This window comes from Streptomyces sp. SAJ15 (genome assembly GCF_007595705.1).
In the GTDB taxonomy this organism is placed as follows: Bacteria; Actinomycetota; Actinomycetes; order Streptomycetales; family Streptomycetaceae; genus Streptomyces.
In genome coordinates this window covers 240789-256881 of record NZ_NISY01000001.1, presented here as the reverse complement: position 1 = coordinate 256881, position 16093 = coordinate 240789, and the positions used below count along the sequence as shown (strand labels likewise).

The window sequence follows — 16093 nt, the reverse complement described above, 5'->3', positions numbered from 1 at the left end:
ACCCGACCGTACGGGCCTCACGCCGTCGGCCGCCCCTCGCCGGACCGCTGCCCCCCGCGCGGTGGGCGGGCGCCGCCGGCACCCGCCCACCGCGCGGGGTCAGCCAGGCCCGTCTCCCGTCTCACCCGCCCCCTCGGCCTGCTCCCGGGCCCTCCGACGCCGTCTGCGGCCGAGCTGGAAGAGCACCGCCAGCACGATCAGCAGCAGCCCGCCCAGAACGATGATCACCGCGCCCGAGTCCACCTCGCGGACGTCGGCGGTGAAGCCGATCGGATCGCCCCAGGGGCGGCCGTCGACGGTGGTGTAGAGGCGGGCGGTCATCCGCACCGGGCCGTTGGCATGGGCGCGGACCTCCACCCGTACGGTGCGGCTGGCCGCCCGTGGTACCCGTACCGGCACCGAGCCGTTGTCGACGCTCAGCCGCTCGGGCCGGCCGGAGGTCACCCGCACCTCGACCCCGTCGATCGCCTGCTGGAGGCCGTTCTCCACGGTGACCGGGATGGTGGCGGAGTCGCCGGCCACCGTCACGGTGGACTTGGGCACCAGCCGCACCGACTCCGTGGAGGCGACCAGGAAGCCGGACAGGCCCTCCTCGTACGCACGGGCCCCCGCGCGGTCGCCGCGCCAGCCGACGGAGACCGCGCGGGCGAGCGCGGCCCGCACCGCCCCGGTCGTGGCCTCGGCCTCGGACAGCACCTTGGCCAGCGTGTGCAGCCGCCGCTCGTCCCGGGCGACCGACCGCAGATAGCGGGGCGTCAGCTCGGTGGCGCGCAGCGGGAGCGGATAGTCCGCCGGCGAGCCCGCGGCGCCGGCCGGGGTCGGGTCCGCGAGCGCCGCGTCGAGCCGGGTCGGCTCCAGCCAGCCCGCCCGCTCCCCCTCCGTCAACGCCTCGGCGAGCGCCCGCGCGGGGGTGCCGGCGAGCTCGCGCGGGGGCACGACGACCAGTCCGCGCCGCGCGTTGGGCGCCTCCTCCACGGCCGTCAGGGTCTCGGCCAGCAGCCGCTGCCGGGCGGGCACCCGCCCGGTGCGCCGGCCCAGCAGGCCCCGGAGGGTGGTGTCGTAGGTCAGCGCGGTGAGCGAGCCGCCGAGCGCGACCGGGGTGTCGTCGGTGGCGCCCCACGGGCTGGTCGGCGCGCCGGTCAGCCCCTCCCCCGAGGTGAGGAGCGCGGGCAGACCGAGCCGCCGGGCCAACCCGGTGATCCGGTCGTCCAGCGCGCCGGCCACCGGCCAGCCCAGCCCCCCGCGCACCCGGACGTCCAGCTCGCCCTCGACCAGCGCCGCGCCCTGCCGCACGGAGGGCCAGGACGACGCCGGCAGGGCGCCGTCGTTGTGGGCGAGCGAGGCCAGGTCCAGGTCGGCGTAGGGCAGCACCACCACCTCCCGCCCGCGCACCGCCTCCCGCAGCGCCGCCAGCCACTCGTCCGCCGCCTGGCCGCCCTCGCCGGCCCGAGTGTCCCGTGGGTCGGTGGTGTCCGGCGTACGGGCGACCCGGTAGCCGTCGACCATGGCGCGCGCCTGGGCGATCAGATCGGGGTCGACGACCCAGGTGACGGGCCGGCCGGCGCCGGTCTCCACCAGCCGCCGCAGCCGCCCGCCCGGCCCGAGCGAGGCGGCCAGCGCGTCGTCCCGGAAGACCGGCTCGGCGCGCTCGCCGGTGCCCAGCGCCAGGGCCTGCATGTGCGGGACGTCGGTGAGCGGCCACAGCACGGTGGTGCGCAGCGGCAGCGCCTCGGGCGCGTCCCCCGGGTACCAGGGCAGAAACGTGCGGGCCAGGCCGCGTACGGTCCCCTCGCCGTCGGTCAGCGTCACCGTCAGGGCGTAGGCGCCGGGCTTCTCCAGCCCCAGTTCGTCCACCGGCAGAGTGAGCCGGAACCGGGCCTCGTCCCGGTCCCGGAGGGCGCCGACCCGCGCGGTGTGCCCGGCGACCTCCTCCCCGTCGGCCTCCGTCAGCTCACCCCGGGCGGCCACGGCCGCCAAGTCCCCGCGGGTGCCCAGCGCCCCCGCCGTCCCGATGCGCACCCCCACGTGCGCATCGGTCACGTCCCGGTCCGAGGAGTTGGCGAGCGTGCCGCCGACGGTGAGCTCCCCGCCCTCGCGCGGCACGGCGGGGGTGACGGCGTCGAGCCCGAGCGCCACCGGATAGTCCGCCCGCGCGGACGCCGACGGATGCGGGGCCCACGGCGCGTGCGCCGCCTCGACCAGCAGCGTCAGGAGGCCGAGCAGCGCGGCGCACGCCACCACCCGCGCGTACCCCGCGCCGCCCCGGCCCACCGCCACCACCTCGCCGCCCGCGCGCCCTTTCGCTCCGTACGCAACCGAGCATGGCCAGTCGAGGCCCGACCCGCGCGCCGACTACGTCAAACGCGGCGTGTACGGGCGCCAGGAGCGTGACGCCGCGCGAGGTCTCGCGCGGCGACGGCACGGCCCCCTCCGAGCCGGCCGCGGTCCGGCGGGCCCGGAAGGGGCGCGGGCCGCGGTTCACCGCGGCGGCCGCCGCGTGGGCGCGACCAGCCGCGACGGGCCCGCGGACGATCGACGGCCCGTCACGGCGCTCCCCCGCCGGGCGCCTGGCCGCCAGGCGTCACCGCACGGAGGCGATCCCCGCCGTCCGCGCGTGCGCGTCCAGGACGGTCCGCAGGGCGGCGAAGTTCTCCACACAGCGGCCGGTGCCGACGGCCACGCAGTCGAGCGGGTCGTCGGCGATCAGCACCGGGATGTCCAGCTCGCGGCTGAGCCGCGAGTCCAGGCCCCGGAGCAGGGCGCCGCCGCCGGTCAGCACGATGCCGCGGTCCATGATGTCGCCGGAGAGCTCCGGCGGGGTCTCGTCCAGGGTGGCGCGCACCGCCGCCACGATGGCGTCGACCGGTTCGGTCAGCGCGTGCCGGACCTCGTCGGCGGTGAGTTCGAGCAGCTTGGGCAGCCCGCTGACGTGGTCACGGCCGCGCACCGTGCACCGCTCCGGCGGCTTCAGCGCCTGCGTCTGCTCCGAGTCGCCTTCGCCGTCGGCCTTGGGCAGCTCGATGTGCTTGGTCCCGGACTTGCTCGCCAGCCCGGCGGCGAGCCAGGAGGCGGTGGGCGCGGCCGAGCCGATGTTCATCTTGATTTCCTCGGCGGTGCGTTCGCCGATGGCCATCGCGTACTGCTTCTTGACGTACGTCATGATGGCGGCGTCCATGGCGTCGCCGGCGGTGCGCACGGAGCGGGCGGTGACGATGCCGCCCAGCGAGATGACGGCGACTTCGGTGGTGCCGCCGCCGATGTCGACCACCATGCAGCCGGTGGGCTCGCTGACGGGCAGTCCGGCGCCGATGGCGGCGGCCATCGGCTCCTCGATGAGGTGCACCTGGCGGGCGCCGGCCTGGGTGGCGGCCTCGATGACCGCGCGGCGCTCGACACCGGTGATACCGGAGGGCACGCAGACCACGACGCGGGGCCGCGCGAAAAGCCGATTCCCCGTCACCTTCTTGATGAAGTGCCGCAACATGCGTTCGGCGATTTCGAAGTCCGCTATGACACCGTCGCGTAGCGGACGGACCGCCACGATATTCGACGGGGTGCGGCCTATGGTTTCCTTCGCGTCGGAGCCGACGGAGAGGACACTGCCGTCAATCGCGTCGACCGCCACGACGGACGGCTCGTTGAGCACGACCCCCTTCCCTCGCACATACACCAGCGTGTTCGCGGTGCCGAGGTCGATGCCCATGTCTCGTCCAGTGAACGACTTACTTTGCGCCATAAGTTGACATTATCTCTTATGCCCGATTCTTATCCATCGCCACCCGTGACCCTCGGCCACGGATCCATCCGACCGCTGCTAGCGTGCGTTCATGATCATGTCCGCGACGCGGACCCGCCGCGGAATCGCGGCAGGCGCGGCAGCCGCACTCCTCGGCGCTCTGGTGTTCGGCTTCCTCCAGGGTAAGGCCGGCGACCGCGCACTGGAGCTCAGCTACTGGGCCCTGTGCATCGGGCTGTTGGTCAGCGCCACCCGCCACAAGCCGGACGGCCGCGCCCCGTTGCCGGCGGACCCGTTCAGCGAGACGAGGTAATGGGCCGGAACGACATCACCTTCTACCGCGTTGCAGGGGCAGAGGGTTTCCTCGCCGCCAAGCGGATCGCCGAATAGGACGGCCGAACAGAGCGCCCGTATCCGCATATTGCGGACGGATAGTCACCGGACGTGTATCCGTCCGGTCCCAGGCATGTCACGGACGCCGAATCGACTTGTCTGGTTGTCATGGCCTCCTGTTACGTTGTGGCTCTGTTTTCCGCCGCGCTCCAAGAAGATGCACATCCCCGGAGCGCGGTTCCATCACCTTCATCCCCGGGGGATTTCGTCATGAGCCAGAACTGGCAGCAGCCTGGGCAGCCGCCGCAGCAGCCCCAGCCCGGCTACGGCTACCCGCAGCAGCCCACCGCTCCCCAGCCCCAGTACGGCGCTCCCCAGCCGCAGTACGGCGGCGGCTTCCCGCCGCCCCCGCCGCCGGCCGGCCGCCAGGGCAACCCGGCCGTCGCCATCGGCGCCGCCGTGGTCGCCGCCCTGGTGGGTGGGCTCCTGTACGCGTTCCTGCTGAGCGCCATGGCCGACACCGACGGCCGGGAGCCCGAGATCACGCAGTTCGCGTACGCGGGTGTCGCCGTGGGTGCGCTCGTCGGCGCCGCGGTTGCCAAGTTCGGCGGTCGCAACACGGGCCTGTGGGCGGTCGGCGCGGTTCTGGCGTTCGTGGGCGTCTTCATCGGTGAGCTCTTCGGTTACGCCATGGTCGTCGCCGACTTCCTGGGCAACCACGAGGAAGAGCTCAAGATGATGGGCAAGGAAGCGCCCTCGGCGACCGAGGTCTTCTTCGAGCACTTCAACTCGCCCCTCTTCGGCGGCCCGGGCGACGAGGGCCTCTTCGACGCCTGGAAGGAAGACGCCGACGCCATCACCTGGATCTTCATGGCCCTGGCCCCGGTGGCCGCCTTCGGCGCCGCCAAGAAGATCGCGGACTGATAACGCGACTCGCACCACGAGGGCCTCGACCGCGGCGCGGTCGAGGCCCTCGCGCATGCATTACGCGCTTGCCAGATCGCAAGCGAGCTCTGCGTGACGCTTCTTGACGCCGAGGTCCTTGAGTTCGATCCGGCACAGCATCTTCGGTATGCCCCCGCCCGGCTCACCCTTCTTACAGGCCAACCGCACCTTGGACTTCACGACGTAACCGTGATTCCGCAGGAACCCCTCACAGTCATTGGTACTGGCCTGCGCCGGAGAAGCCAGCGTAAGCATCCCTCCGACCAGCGCAGCAGTACCCACGAACCCGGCGAGCACCCTCTTCATACGGACCCCCGTACGTCACGCGGGACCAAGCCCCGCAGCCTTCAAGATCAACTTGCGGGACCGTACAGAGAAGCCGTTCCGCACACCAGTACGCACGGCGAAAATCAGCCACAACGGACGAAGGGCCCCGACCATCCGAGGTCGGGGCCCTTCGTGCCACTCAGCGCAAACCGGCTACCGCACAGCGCGCGGCGTCACGTCACCGCTGGTCGTGCTGCGACGGCGCCACCGTCACCTCGACCCGCTGGAACTCCTTCAGGTCGCTGTAGCCGGTGGTGGCCATGGCGCGGCGCAGGGCGCCGAAGAAGTTCATGGAGCCGTCCGGGGTGTGGGAGGGGCCGAGGAGGATCTCCTCCGTCGTGCCGACCGCACCCAGGTTCATCCGCTTGCCGCGCGGCACGTCCTCGTGGACGGCCTCCATGCCCCAGTGGTGGCCGCGGCCCGGCGCGTCGGTGGCCCGGGCGAGCGGGGAGCCCATCATGACCGCGTCGGCGCCGCAGGCGATCGCCTTGGGCAGGTCGCCGGACCAGCCCACGCCGCCGTCGGCGATGACGTGGACGTAGCGACCGCCGGACTCGTCCAGGTAGTCGCGACGGGCCGCGGCGACGTCCGCCACCGCCGTGGCCATCGGGACCTGGATGCCCAGGACGTTACGGGTGGTGTGCGCGGCGCCGCCGCCGAAGCCGACCAGGACGCCGGCCGCGCCGGTGCGCATCAGGTGCAGGGCCGCGGTGTAGGTGGCGCAGCCGCCGACGATCACCGGGACGTCGAGCTCGTAGATGAACTGCTTCAGGTTGAGCGGCTCGGCGGCGCCCGAGACGTGCTCGGCGGAGACCGTGGTGCCGCGGATGACGAAGATGTCCACGCCCGCGTCGACGACGGCCTTGGAGAACTGCGCGGTGCGCTGCGGGGAGAGCGCGGCGGCGGTGACGACGCCCGCGTCGCGCACCTCCTTGATCCGCTGTCCGATCAGCTCTTCCTTGATCGGCTCGGCGTAGAGCTCCTGCATCCGGCGGGTCGCGGTGCGCTCGTCCAGCTCGGCGATCTCCGCGAGCAGCGGCTCCGGGTCCTCGTACCGGGTCCACAGGCCCTCGAGGTTCAGCACCCCGAGGCCGCCCAGCTCGCCGATGCGGATCGCGGTCTGCGGCGAGACGACGGAGTCCATGGGAGCGGCGAGGAAGGGCAGCTCGAAGCGGTAGGCGTCAATCTGCCAGGCGATCGAGACCTCCTTCGGGTCCCGGGTACGACGACTCGGCACGACGGCGATGTCGTCGAACGCGTACGCCCTGCGGCCGCGCTTGCCGCGCCCGATCTCGATCTCAGTCACGTTGTGGCCTTTCCCTCTACGTATGCCGTTCCAGTATCCCCGACACGCGTCCGCGACACGGCGGAGCCCGCGGCCTGGCGGTCGCGGGCTCCCTCAAACGCGTTGCGCACTCCTCGCGCCCCGCGCTCCTACCGGCGGGAGTAGTTCGGCGCCTCCACCGTCATCTGGATGTCGTGCGGGTGGCTCTCCTTGAGCCCGGCCGCGGTGATCCGGACGAAGCGGCCCTTCTCCTTCAGCTCCGGGACGGTGGCCGAGCCGACGTAGCCCATGGAGGCGCGCAGGCCGCCGATGAGCTGGTGGGCGACGGAGCCCAGCGGGCCACGGTAGGGCACCTGGCCCTCGATGCCCTCGGGCACCAGCTTGTCCTCGGAGAGGACGTTGTCCTGGAAGTAGCGGTCCTTCGAGAAGGAGCGGGCCTGGCCGCGCGACTGCATCGCGCCCAGCGAGCCCATGCCCCGGTAGGACTTGAACTGCTTGCCGTTGATGAAGACCATCTCGCCCGGCGTCTCCTCACAGCCGGCGAGCAGGCTGCCCAGCATGACCGTGTCGGCGCCGGCGGCGATCGCCTTGGCGATGTCGCCGGAGTACTGGAGGCCGCCGTCGCCGATCAGCGGCACGCCGGCCGCCAGGCACGCCTGCGCGGCCTCGTAGATCGCCGTCACCTGGGGCACGCCGATGCCGGCGACCACGCGGGTGGTGCAGATCGAGCCCGGGCCGACGCCGACCTTGACGCCGTCCACGCCGGCGTCGATCAGCGCCTGGGCGCCGTCGCGGGTGGCGACGTTGCCGCCGACCACATCGACGTTGATGTTGGACTTGACCTTGGCGATCATGTCGAGGATGCCCCGGCTGTGGCCGTGCGCGCTGTCCACGACGAGGAAGTCGGCCCCGGCCTCGACCAGCGCCTGGGCGCGGTCGTACGCCTCGTCGCCGACGCCCACCGCGGCGCCCACGATCAGTCGGCCGTCGGCGTCCTTCGCCGCGTTCGGGTACTTCTCGGCCTTGACGAAGTCCTTGACCGTGATCAGGCCCTTGAGCACGCCGGAGTCGTCGACCAGCGGCAGCTTCTCGATCTTGTGGCGACGGAGCAGCTGCATCGCGTCCTCGCCGGAGATCCCGACCTTGCCGGTGACCAGCGGCATCGGGGTCATGACCTCGCGGACCTGGCGGCCCCGGTCCAGCTCGAAGGCCATGTCGCGGTTGGTGACGATGCCCAGCAGCTTGCCGGACTCGTCGGTCACCGGGACGCCGCTGATGCGGAACTTCGCGCATAGCGCGTCCGCCTCGTGCAGCGTGGCGTCCGGGCGCACCGTGATCGGGTCGCTGACCATGCCGGACTCGGAACGCTTGACCAGGTCCACCTGGTTGGCCTGGTCCTCGATGGACAGATTGCGGTGCAGCACGCCCACGCCGCCCTGCCGGGCCATGGCGATGGCCATGCGGGCCTCGGTGACCTTGTCCATGGCGGCGGACAGCAGCGGGATGTTGACCCGGACGTTGCGGGTGACCTTGGACGAGGTGTCGACCGCGTTCGGCAGCACCTCGGAGGCGCCCGGCAGCAGCAGCACATCGTCGTACGTCAGCCCGAGCATCGCGAACTTCTCAGGCACTCCGTCGACGTTGTCAGTCATGACACCCTTCCCATGCTCTTGCCCCAGCGAGGACTCCCATGCTAACGGGCTTCTCAGGTGTCCCATTCCACGACCACTGAGGGCCGCATCACTTGGAGGTTCGTACGGAACACCCGCACTCCACCGCCTTCACTACTGCTCGGCGAGCGCCCTGAGCCTGCTCAGCGCCCGGTGCTGGGCCACCCGCACCGCGCCCGGGGACATCCCCAGCATCTGCCCGGTCTCCTCGGCGGTCAGCCCGACCGCGACCCGCAGCAGCACCAGCTCGCGCTGGTTCTCCGGCAGGTTCGCCAGCAGCTTCCGGGCCCACTCGGCGTCGCTGCTCAGCAGCGCGCGCTCCTCGGGGCCCAGCGAGTCGTCCGGCTGCTCCGGCATCTCGTCCGAGGGCACGGCGGTGGAGCCGGGGTGGCGCATCGCGGCCCGCTGTAGATCGGCGACCTTGTGCGCGGCGATGGCGACGACGAAGGCGTCGAAGGGGCGGCCGGTGTCGCGGTAGCGCGGCAGCGCGCACAGCACCGCCAGGCAGACCTCCTGCGCGAGATCGTCCACGAAGTGGCGGGCATCGCCCGGCAGCCGCGACAGGCGGGTGCGGCAGTAGCGCTGGGCGAGCGGGTGAACGTGGGCGAGCAGATCGTGCATGGCACGCTCGTCGCCCTCGACGGCGCGTCGTACGAGGGCGCCGATGGCCTGGTTCTCCTCGTCGCGCATCGGTCCATGGTGCCTTGGCGCCACGCGGTCCACGGCACCGCCCTCGTAGTTGTGCACCGAACCGTTACGTGTCGGTGTTTTCGCACTCACGTCCCGTGCCTCCCCCTTTCGGGTATACCCACCCCGCGCCCACGACTCCACCGATGGCCGGTGCACCGACACCGATGACCGGTGCACCGATGGCTCGCGCCCGCGCCTTGGGGCACCTGAGGACACGGCCTGTCCGTCGTGAGGTCTCATCTGACCGAGCGAGGAGCCTCGGTCTCAGCCGGGGAGGAGTCACACCTCTAAGGATGCGGCATCCCGTGAGGTTTCGGCGTCCGGCGCCGGCGCGGTGCCGGCGCCGCACCGCGATCAGCGCACCAGGCCCCAGCGGAAGCCCAGCGCCACCGCGTGCGCCCGGTCCGAGGCGCCGAGCTTCTTGAACAGCCGCCTGGCGTGCGTTTTCACGGTGTCCTCGGAGAGGAAGAGCTCGCGCCCGATCTCCGCGTTCGACCGGCCGTGGCTCATCCCCTCCAGCACCTGGATCTCACGCGCGGTGAGGGTGGGCGCCGCGCCCATCTCCGCCGAGCGCAGCCGGCGCGGGGCCAGTCGCCAGGTCGGGTCGGCCAGCGCCTGGGTCACGGTGGCGCGCAGCTCGGCCCGGGACGCGTCCTTGTGCAGATAGCCGCGGGCGCCGGCGGCGACGGCGAGCGCCACCCCGTCCAGGTCCTCGGCGACCGTGAGCATGATGATCCGGGCGCCGGGGTCGGCGGACAGCAGTCGGCGCACGGTCTCGACGCCGCCGAGGCCGGGCATCCGTACGTCCATCAGAATGAGGTCCGAGCGGTCGGCGCCCCAGCGGCGGAGGACTTCCTCGCCGTTGGCCGCCGTCGTCACACGCTCGACGCCGGGCACGGTCGCGACCGCGCGGCGCAGCGCCTCTCGGGCAAGCGGGGAGTCGTCGCAGACGAGGACGGATGTCATGGCCGTCCTCCGCAGCTGATGCGCGTCACCTTGAGCCTCCAGGCTGGTACGTATCGTCACCTGAGCGATTGACCGCCTCGGACATCCGTCCGAGAGCTTTATTCATCAACCGCCTCCGCCCTCTCAACGACGGTCACCCGAAAGAGTTACGGGTTCGGCGGCCACCTTCGACACTCTACGTGAGGGCGCCGTCACAGAGCAGCTTCATCGCGCGGGCCGTCCTCTTCGGACGTCATGCCCTGTTCGGTGGCATTTGGCGACTTTGCTTCCAATCTGACGCGATGTGTGGCTACATTCGCAATGAGTCATATTTTCATCTGCTTACACATCAGATGTACGGTCATGAGCACTGCGTCCACACGAGATCGCAACGAGGGGATACGAAGCAATGGCCGATTTCTCCCGCCTTCCCGGTCCCAACGCAGACCTGTGGGACTGGCAGCTCCTGGCCGCCTGCCGCGGGGTCGACAGTTCGCTGTTCTTCCACCCCGAAGGTGAGCGCGGCGCGGCCCGCAGCGCTCGCGAAGCGTCGGCCAAGGAGGTCTGCATGCGCTGCCCGGTGCGCGCGCAGTGCGCGGCCCATGCCCTGGCGGTGCGGGAGCCCTACGGCGTGTGGGGCGGACTCACCGAGGACGAGCGTGAAGAGCTGATGGGGCGCGCACGCCACCGCGCCATCGCGGCGTCGGGCACCGCGGCGCACCACTGACGCCGCCCGACGCCGCCTGGTGCCGCCTGACGCCCCTGACGCCCCGACCTGCCGTCACCGCTCCGGAGACCCCGCCCGTACCCGGAAGACCCCGCCCGTACCCGGACACCCGCAGCCGCAGCCGCAGCCGCAGCCGCAGCCCACGATCCGCGCCCACCAGCGGCCACCCGCATCCGGCCCCCGTATGCGGCTACCCGTCCCCAGCGACCCGCCAGCCGCGCGTCCGGCGCCGGAAGCCGGCCGGTCGATCGGCCCCTGCCCGGGGCCGCCATGGCCGCGTACGGCCGAGGCCCAGCGGGGTGCACGGCTCCGCCGCGCGGGCACGACCAGCCACCACGGCCCCGCGGCCCGCTGTGCACGGCTCCGCCGCGCGAGCACGACCCGCCGCAACGGCCCCGCGGCCGGTCGACGGCCGTCACGGCACCTCGCGGGGCGCGCTCGGCGCGCCGGGTCAGCGGCGCGCCGCGTGCTCCAGTCGGTCCAGGGTCGCCACGACCGCCGGCACCCGGGCCAGGTCCGGCAGCGTCAGCGCCACCACCTCGCGCCGCACCGCGGGCTCCACCTGGACGGTGGCGGTCCCCTTCATCCGTACGGATTCCAGCGCCAGCTCGGGCAGCACCGCCACCCCGAGCCCCGCCGCCACCAGGCCGACCACCGCCGGCACGTCGTCCGTCGCGAAGTCGATGCGGGGGGTGAAGCCCGCGCTCTCGCAGATCTTCACCAGGTGGCGCCGGCAGCGCGGGCAGCCCGCGATCCACGGCTCGCTCTCCAGCTCGGGGAAGCCCACGGTCCCCGCCCCGGCCAGCCGGTGGCCCTCCGGGACGACGCCGACCAGCCGGTCGCCGAGCAGCGGGCGCACCGCCAGGTCGTCCCACTCGGCTTCCGCGGCCACCTCGGTTCCGGGGACCGCGCCGGGCAGCGTGGGGTAGCGGAAGGCCAGCGCCACCTCGCAGTCGCCCGCGCGGAGCATCTCCACCGAGCGCGGCGGCTCGGCCTCCACCAGCGAGACCCGGGTGCCGGGGTGGGCCGCGCGCAGCTCGGCCAGCGCGGTGGGCACCAGGGTGGAGCTGCCGCTGGGGAAGGAGACCAGCCGCACCCGGCCGGCGCGCAGCCCGGCGATCGCCGCGACCTCCTCCTCGGCGGCGGTCAGCCCGGCGAGGATGCCGGTCGCATGCCGCACCAGCGCCTCGCCCGCCTCGGTCAGCCGCATCTCACGGCCGGTCCGGATGAGCAGCGGAGTGCCCGCGGACTGCTCCAGAGCCCGCATCTGCTGGCTGACGGCGGGCTGGGTGCAGCCCAGCTCACGCGCGGCGGCCGAGAAGGAACCGGTGACGGCCACGGAGCGCAACACCCGCAGATGACGTGCCTCGATCATGCTTCGAGCATAAGCACCTCTTGGGGCGCTGGGGAAAATACAGCTCGCCGCTTTGGCCCGGTTCGGACTAACGTGCGGGCATGCAGCTGCTTTCGGTGAACCTGGCCCACCCGCGCTCCCCCGACTACACCGACGCCGCCTTCACCGGCATCGACAAGCGTCCGGCGCCCGGCCCGGTGGCGGTCTCGGCCCCGGGCCCCAAGGGGGTCGCGGGCAGCGGGCTCGCGGGGGACGAGATCGGCGACCTGCGCCACCACGGCGGCGACGACCAGGCCGTCTACGCCTTCGCCCGTGAGGACCTGGACACCTGGGAGCGGGAGCTGGGGCGCGAGCTGCCGGGCGGCGTCTTCGGGGAGAACCTCACCACGGCCGGAGTGGACGTGAACGGCGCGCGGATCGGCGAGCGGTGGCGCGTCGGCCGGGAGCTGGTCCTGGAGGTCAGCTCGGCGCGCGTCCCGTGCCGCACCTTCGCCGGCTGGCTGGGCCAGCAGGGGTGGATCAAGCGGTTCACCGAGGCCGCCGCGCCCGGCGCCTACCTGCGGGTGATCCAGCAGGGCGAGATCTCCGCCGGCGATCCGATCGAGATCGTGCACCGGCCGGAGCACGAGGTGACGGTCTCCTTCCTCTTCCGCGCCACCACCACCGAGCGCACGCTGCTGCCGCGCGTGCTGGCGGCCGGCGACGCGCTGCACCCCGAAGCGCGGCGCAAGGCGCTGGCCTACGTGGCCAAACAGGGCTCCTGACACCGCGTCACGTCGACCGGGCTTCCCGCGCCGGTGCCGCCCGAGGCCGATAGCGTGCGGGTATGACGACTGCACTGATTACGGGATCGACGGCCGGGATCGGCGCGGCCTTCGCGCGCCGGCTCGCGGCCGACGGGCACGACGTGGTGCTGGTGGCGCGGGACGAGAAGCGACTGCGCGAGCAGGCCGCCGAACTGCACGACCGGCACGGGGTCGAGGCGGAGGTGCTGCGCGCCGACCTGGCGGAGGACGCGGGCATCGAGGCGGTGGCCGCCCGACTGTCCGACCGCAGGCGCCCCGTCGACGTGCTCATCAACAACGCGGGGTTCGCGCTGCGCGGCCGCTTCCTGGAGGTGCCGGTCGCCGACGAGCTACGGATGATCAAGGTGCATGTCGAAGCGGTGCTCCGGCTCACCACCGCGGCCACCGACGCGATGCGGGAGCGTGGCCGCGGCGGCGTCATCAACGTCGCCTCCGTCGGGGCGTTCTTCCCGCGCGGGACGTACGGGGCCGGCAAGGCGTGGGTGGTGCAGTTCACCCAGGGGGCGGCGCGGGACCTGGCCGTCTCGGGAGTCCGGCTGATGGCCCTGTGCCCCGGCTTCGTGCGGACCGAGTTCCACCAGCGTGCGGGGGTGCCGACCGACAACGTCCCCGGCTGGATGTGGCTCGACGCGGATCGCGTCGTCGCCGCCGCCCTCAAGGACTTCGCCCGCGGCAAGTCCCTCTCCGTTCCCGACCCCCGCTACAAGGCCCTCATGGGGATCGCGAAGATAACGCCCCGTGCCGCGGTGTCCCGCATCTCCAACAACGCGGCCCGCCCCAAGAGGTGAGCCGTACCGGCGGCGCGGCCGGGTGAGTGAGCCCGCCCGGCATATGCCGGGGGGCGCCCGGTTCGGCCCCGCCGAACACCACCATCGGACGCCTCGCGACCCGAATGGCGCAGTCCGGCGGTGCCGAACGCCCCCGGCCACCCGCCGGAAAAACGGGCTTGGCCCGGACCCTCAGCGAGGGTCCGGGCCAAGCCCGTTACGTACGGTCCCTGACCGGGAGGTCAGTGCGCGTGGCCGTGACCGTGGCCGTGGCCACCGTCGGCCTCTTCCTCTTCCTTCTTCTCGACCACGAGGGTCTCGGTGGTGAGGAGGAGGGAGGCGATGGAGGCGGCGTTCTCCAGGGCGGAGCGGGTGACCTTGACCGGGTCGATGACGCCGGACTTCACCAGGTCGCCGTACTCGCCGGTGGCGGCGTTGAAGCCCTCGCCCTTGTCGAGCTCGGCCACCTTGGAGGTGATGACGTAGCCCTCGAGGCCGGCGTTCTCGGCGATCCAGCGCAGCGGCTCGACGGCGGCGCGGCGGACCACGGCGACACCGGTGGCCTCGTCGCCGGACAGGCCGAGGTTGTCCTCCAGCACCTTGACGGCGTGCACGAGCGCGGAGCCACCGCCGGAGACGATGCCCTCCTCGATCGCGGCGCGGGTCGCGGAGATCGCGTCCTCCAGGCGGTGCTTCTTCTCCTTGAGCTCCACCTCGGTGGCGGCACCGACGCGGATCACGGAGACGCCGCCGGCCAGCTTGGCCAGGCGCTCCTGGAGCTTCTCGCGGTCCCAGTCGGAGTCCGTGGCCTCGATCTCGGCCTTGATCTGCGCGACGCGACCGGCCACGTCCTCGGCGTTGCCGGCACCGTCGACGACCGTGGTGTCGTCCTTGGTGACGGTCACGCGGCGGGCGCTGCCCAGCACGTCCAGGCCGACCTGGTCGAGCTTGAGGCCGACCTCCTCGGCGACGACGGTGCCGCCGGTGAGGGTGGCGATGTCGCCCAGGATCGCCTTGCGGCGGTCGCCGAAGCCCGGGGCCTTGACGGCCACCGCGTTGAAGGTGCCGCGGATCTTGTTGACGACCAGGGTGGAGAGCGCCTCGCCGTCCACGTCCTCGGCGATGATCAGCAGCGGCTTGGAGCCACCCGCCTGGATGACCTTCTCCAGCAGCGGCAGCAGGTCCTGGATGGCGGAGATCTTGCCCTGGTGGATCAGGATGTACGGGTCATCCAGGACCGCCTCCAGGCGCTCCTGGTCGGTGACGAAGTACGGCGACAGGTAGCCCTTGTCGAAGGCCATGCCCTCGGTGAAGTCCAGCTCCAGGCCGAAGGTGTTGGACTCCTCGACCGTGATGACGCCGTCCTTGCCGACCTTGTCGATCGCCTCGGCGATCAGGTCGCCGACCTGCTTGTCCTGGGCGGACAGCGCGGCGACGGCGGCGATGTCGGACTTCTCGTCGATCGGGCGGGCGGTGGCCAGCAGGTCGTCGGAGACGGCCTTCACCGCGGCGTCGATGCCCTTCTTCAGGGCGGCCGGGGAGGCGCCGGCGGCGACGTTGCGCAGACCCTCGCGGACCAGCGCCTGGGCCAGCACGGTGGCGGTGGTGGTGCCGTCACCCGCGATGTCGTTGGTCTTGGTCGCCACCTCCTTCACGAGCTGGGCGCCCAGGTTCTCGTACGGGTCCTCGATCTCCACCTCACGGGCGATGGTGACGCCGTCGTTGGTGATGGTCGGGGCGCCGAACTTCTTGTCGATGACGACGTTGCGGCCCTTGGGGCCGATCGTCACCTTCACGGTGTCGGCCAGCTTGTTGACGCCACGCTCAAGGGCGCGACGGGCGTCTTCGTCGAACTTCAGGATCTTCGCCATGGGAGCTCTCAAGTCCTCTCGTTGCGATCCCAGGCCGCTTCGCCAGCGGCCGCCATCGCGTGAAAAAAGAACTGCGCCCCCGCCCCGGCCGTGTCAGACGCGGGAACCAGGGGCGCAGTTCGAAGGCAAAACTCGGTGATTACTTCTCGACGATCGCGAGCACGTCGCGAGCCGAGAGGACGAGGTACTCCTCGCCGTTGTACTTCACCTCGGTGCCGCCGTACTTGCTGTAGAGCACGACGTCGCCGACCTTGACGTCGAGCTCGACGCGCTTGCCGTCCTCGAAGCGGCCCGGGCCGATGGCCAGGACGACGCCCTCCTGGGGCTTCTCCTTGGCGGTGTCCGGAATGACCAGGCCAGAGGCCGTGGTCTGCTCGGCGTCCAGCGGCTGGACCACGATGCGGTCCTCAAGCGGCTTGATGGCAACCTTGGAGCTGGCGGTCGTCACGATCCGACCTCCCCCTTCGGAGATCTCACGGGGTTAACTGTCTGAGGTGGCGACCAGGTGGATCCGTCGTCGCGGGTGCCGGACCTGCCCGTCGCTGTGTTGGCACTCCCCTGTGTGGAGTGCCAGCCCCGAGACTAGGACGCGGTTAGCACTCAGTCAACTAGAGTGCCAATCGCGGGGGCGCGCCCA

Annotated in this window: 15 protein-coding genes; 5 read left to right on the top strand and 10 right to left on the bottom strand. The window is 72.1% G+C overall.

Features of this window, described 5'->3' with window-relative positions; all coding sequences use genetic code 11:
- Positions 1 to 99 precede the first annotated feature (99 nt).
- Together CD790_RS01185 and CD790_RS01180 are read right to left on the bottom strand one after the other, a co-directional pair.
- Positions 100 to 2271 (bottom strand): DUF6049 family protein, encoded by a 2172-nt coding sequence (locus tag CD790_RS01185; protein WP_144381044.1) that lies wholly within the window; start codon positions 2269 to 2271, stop codon positions 100 to 102.
- A gap of 310 nt (positions 2272 to 2581) precedes the next feature.
- Positions 2582 to 3736: a rod shape-determining protein gene (locus CD790_RS01180; protein WP_144381043.1), complete on the bottom strand. Its 1155-nt coding sequence runs from the start codon at positions 3734 to 3736 to the stop codon at positions 2582 to 2584.
- Positions 3737 to 3827: 91 nt separating this feature from the next.
- On the opposite strand from CD790_RS01180, the gene CD790_RS01175 reads away from it, so the two are divergent.
- Positions 3828 to 4049, top strand: coding sequence for a hypothetical protein (locus CD790_RS01175; RefSeq protein ID WP_260867257.1), 222 nt, complete (start codon positions 3828 to 3830; stop codon positions 4047 to 4049).
- Between the two features lie 290 nt (positions 4050 to 4339).
- Positions 4340 to 4993, top strand: coding sequence for a hypothetical protein (locus tag CD790_RS01170; RefSeq protein WP_144381041.1), 654 nt, complete (start codon positions 4340 to 4342; stop codon positions 4991 to 4993).
- A 60-nt stretch (positions 4994 to 5053) separates the two neighbouring features.
- On the opposite strand, the gene CD790_RS34355 is transcribed toward CD790_RS01170, so the two are convergent.
- From CD790_RS34355 to CD790_RS01150, 5 genes are all read right to left on the bottom strand, one after another.
- A complete protein-coding gene (locus CD790_RS34355; RefSeq protein ID WP_186318824.1) occupies positions 5054 to 5194 on the bottom strand; it encodes a hypothetical protein in 141 nt (46 codons plus the stop codon).
- Positions 5195 to 5519: 325 nt separating this feature from the next.
- A complete protein-coding gene (locus tag CD790_RS01165; protein WP_144381039.1) occupies positions 5520 to 6647 on the bottom strand; it encodes a GuaB3 family IMP dehydrogenase-related protein in 1128 nt (375 codons plus the stop codon).
- 128 nt (positions 6648 to 6775) lie between these two features.
- Positions 6776 to 8278: an IMP dehydrogenase gene (gene guaB / locus CD790_RS01160; RefSeq protein ID WP_144381037.1), complete on the bottom strand. Its 1503-nt coding sequence runs from the start codon at positions 8276 to 8278 to the stop codon at positions 6776 to 6778.
- A 132-nt stretch (positions 8279 to 8410) separates the two neighbouring features.
- The gene (locus CD790_RS01155; RefSeq protein WP_144381035.1) at positions 8411 to 8986 is read right to left on the bottom strand and encodes a sigma-70 family RNA polymerase sigma factor; all 576 of its coding nucleotides are present in this window, start codon (positions 8984 to 8986) and stop codon (positions 8411 to 8413) included.
- Between the two features lie 354 nt (positions 8987 to 9340).
- Entirely contained in the window at positions 9341 to 9952 is a 612-nt protein-coding gene (locus tag CD790_RS01150) for a response regulator transcription factor (protein ID WP_003948568.1), read from the bottom strand.
- A gap of 388 nt (positions 9953 to 10340) precedes the next feature.
- Between CD790_RS01150 and CD790_RS01145 the strand changes: the two genes are divergently transcribed.
- Complete coding sequence (locus CD790_RS01145; protein ID WP_144381033.1) at positions 10341 to 10658, top strand: WhiB family transcriptional regulator; 318 nt, start codon at positions 10341 to 10343, stop codon at positions 10656 to 10658.
- A 451-nt stretch (positions 10659 to 11109) separates the two neighbouring features.
- Here the strand turns inward: CD790_RS01145 and CD790_RS01140 are convergent, their stop codons facing one another.
- On the bottom strand, positions 11110 to 12033 hold the full coding sequence (locus tag CD790_RS01140) for a LysR family transcriptional regulator (protein WP_144381031.1): 924 nt from the start codon (positions 12031 to 12033) through the stop codon (positions 11110 to 11112).
- 80 nt (positions 12034 to 12113) lie between these two features.
- On the opposite strand from CD790_RS01140, the gene CD790_RS01135 reads away from it, so the two are divergent.
- Together CD790_RS01135 and CD790_RS01130 are read left to right on the top strand one after the other, a co-directional pair.
- Positions 12114 to 12776: an MOSC domain-containing protein gene (locus CD790_RS01135; RefSeq protein WP_144381029.1), complete on the top strand. Its 663-nt coding sequence runs from the start codon at positions 12114 to 12116 to the stop codon at positions 12774 to 12776.
- Between the two features lie 62 nt (positions 12777 to 12838).
- Complete coding sequence (locus CD790_RS01130) at positions 12839 to 13606, top strand: SDR family oxidoreductase (protein WP_144381027.1); 768 nt, start codon at positions 12839 to 12841, stop codon at positions 13604 to 13606.
- A gap of 221 nt (positions 13607 to 13827) precedes the next feature.
- Here the strand turns inward: CD790_RS01130 and groL are convergent, their stop codons facing one another.
- Both groL and groES read right to left on the bottom strand, forming a co-directional pair.
- Positions 13828 to 15456 carry a chaperonin GroEL gene (groL, locus tag CD790_RS01125; RefSeq protein WP_144381025.1) on the bottom strand — a complete coding sequence of 543 codons (1629 nt, stop codon included), beginning with the start codon at positions 15454 to 15456 and terminating at the stop codon, positions 13828 to 13830.
- A gap of 139 nt (positions 15457 to 15595) precedes the next feature.
- The gene (gene groES, locus CD790_RS01120) at positions 15596 to 15904 is read right to left on the bottom strand and encodes a co-chaperone GroES (protein WP_006130737.1); all 309 of its coding nucleotides are present in this window, start codon (positions 15902 to 15904) and stop codon (positions 15596 to 15598) included.
- Between the last annotated feature and the right edge of the window lie 189 nt (positions 15905 to 16093).

Excerpts from the sequence above, each read along its gene's own strand:
- CD790_RS01180 (WP_144381043.1), bottom strand. The coding sequence starts at position 3,736 with ATGGCGCAAAGTAAGTCGTTCACTGGACGAGACATGGGCATCGACCTC.
- CD790_RS01175 (WP_260867257.1), top strand. The coding sequence starts at position 3,828 with ATGATCATGTCCGCGACGCGGACCCGCCGCGGAATCGCGGCAGGCGCG.
- CD790_RS01170 (WP_144381041.1), top strand. The coding sequence starts at position 4,340 with ATGAGCCAGAACTGGCAGCAGCCTGGGCAGCCGCCGCAGCAGCCCCAG.
- guaB (WP_144381037.1), bottom strand. The coding sequence starts at position 8,278 with ATGACTGACAACGTCGACGGAGTGCCTGAGAAGTTCGCGATGCTCGGG.
- CD790_RS01155 (WP_144381035.1), bottom strand. The coding sequence starts at position 8,986 with ATGCGCGACGAGGAGAACCAGGCCATCGGCGCCCTCGTACGACGCGCC.
- CD790_RS01150 (WP_003948568.1), bottom strand. The coding sequence starts at position 9,952 with ATGACATCCGTCCTCGTCTGCGACGACTCCCCGCTTGCCCGAGAGGCG.
- CD790_RS01145 (WP_144381033.1), top strand. The coding sequence starts at position 10,341 with ATGGCCGATTTCTCCCGCCTTCCCGGTCCCAACGCAGACCTGTGGGAC.
- CD790_RS01140 (WP_144381031.1), bottom strand. The coding sequence starts at position 12,033 with ATGATCGAGGCACGTCATCTGCGGGTGTTGCGCTCCGTGGCCGTCACC.
- CD790_RS01135 (WP_144381029.1), top strand. The coding sequence starts at position 12,114 with ATGCAGCTGCTTTCGGTGAACCTGGCCCACCCGCGCTCCCCCGACTAC.
- CD790_RS01130 (WP_144381027.1), top strand. The coding sequence starts at position 12,839 with ATGACGACTGCACTGATTACGGGATCGACGGCCGGGATCGGCGCGGCC.
- groL (WP_144381025.1), bottom strand. The coding sequence starts at position 15,456 with ATGGCGAAGATCCTGAAGTTCGACGAAGACGCCCGTCGCGCCCTTGAG.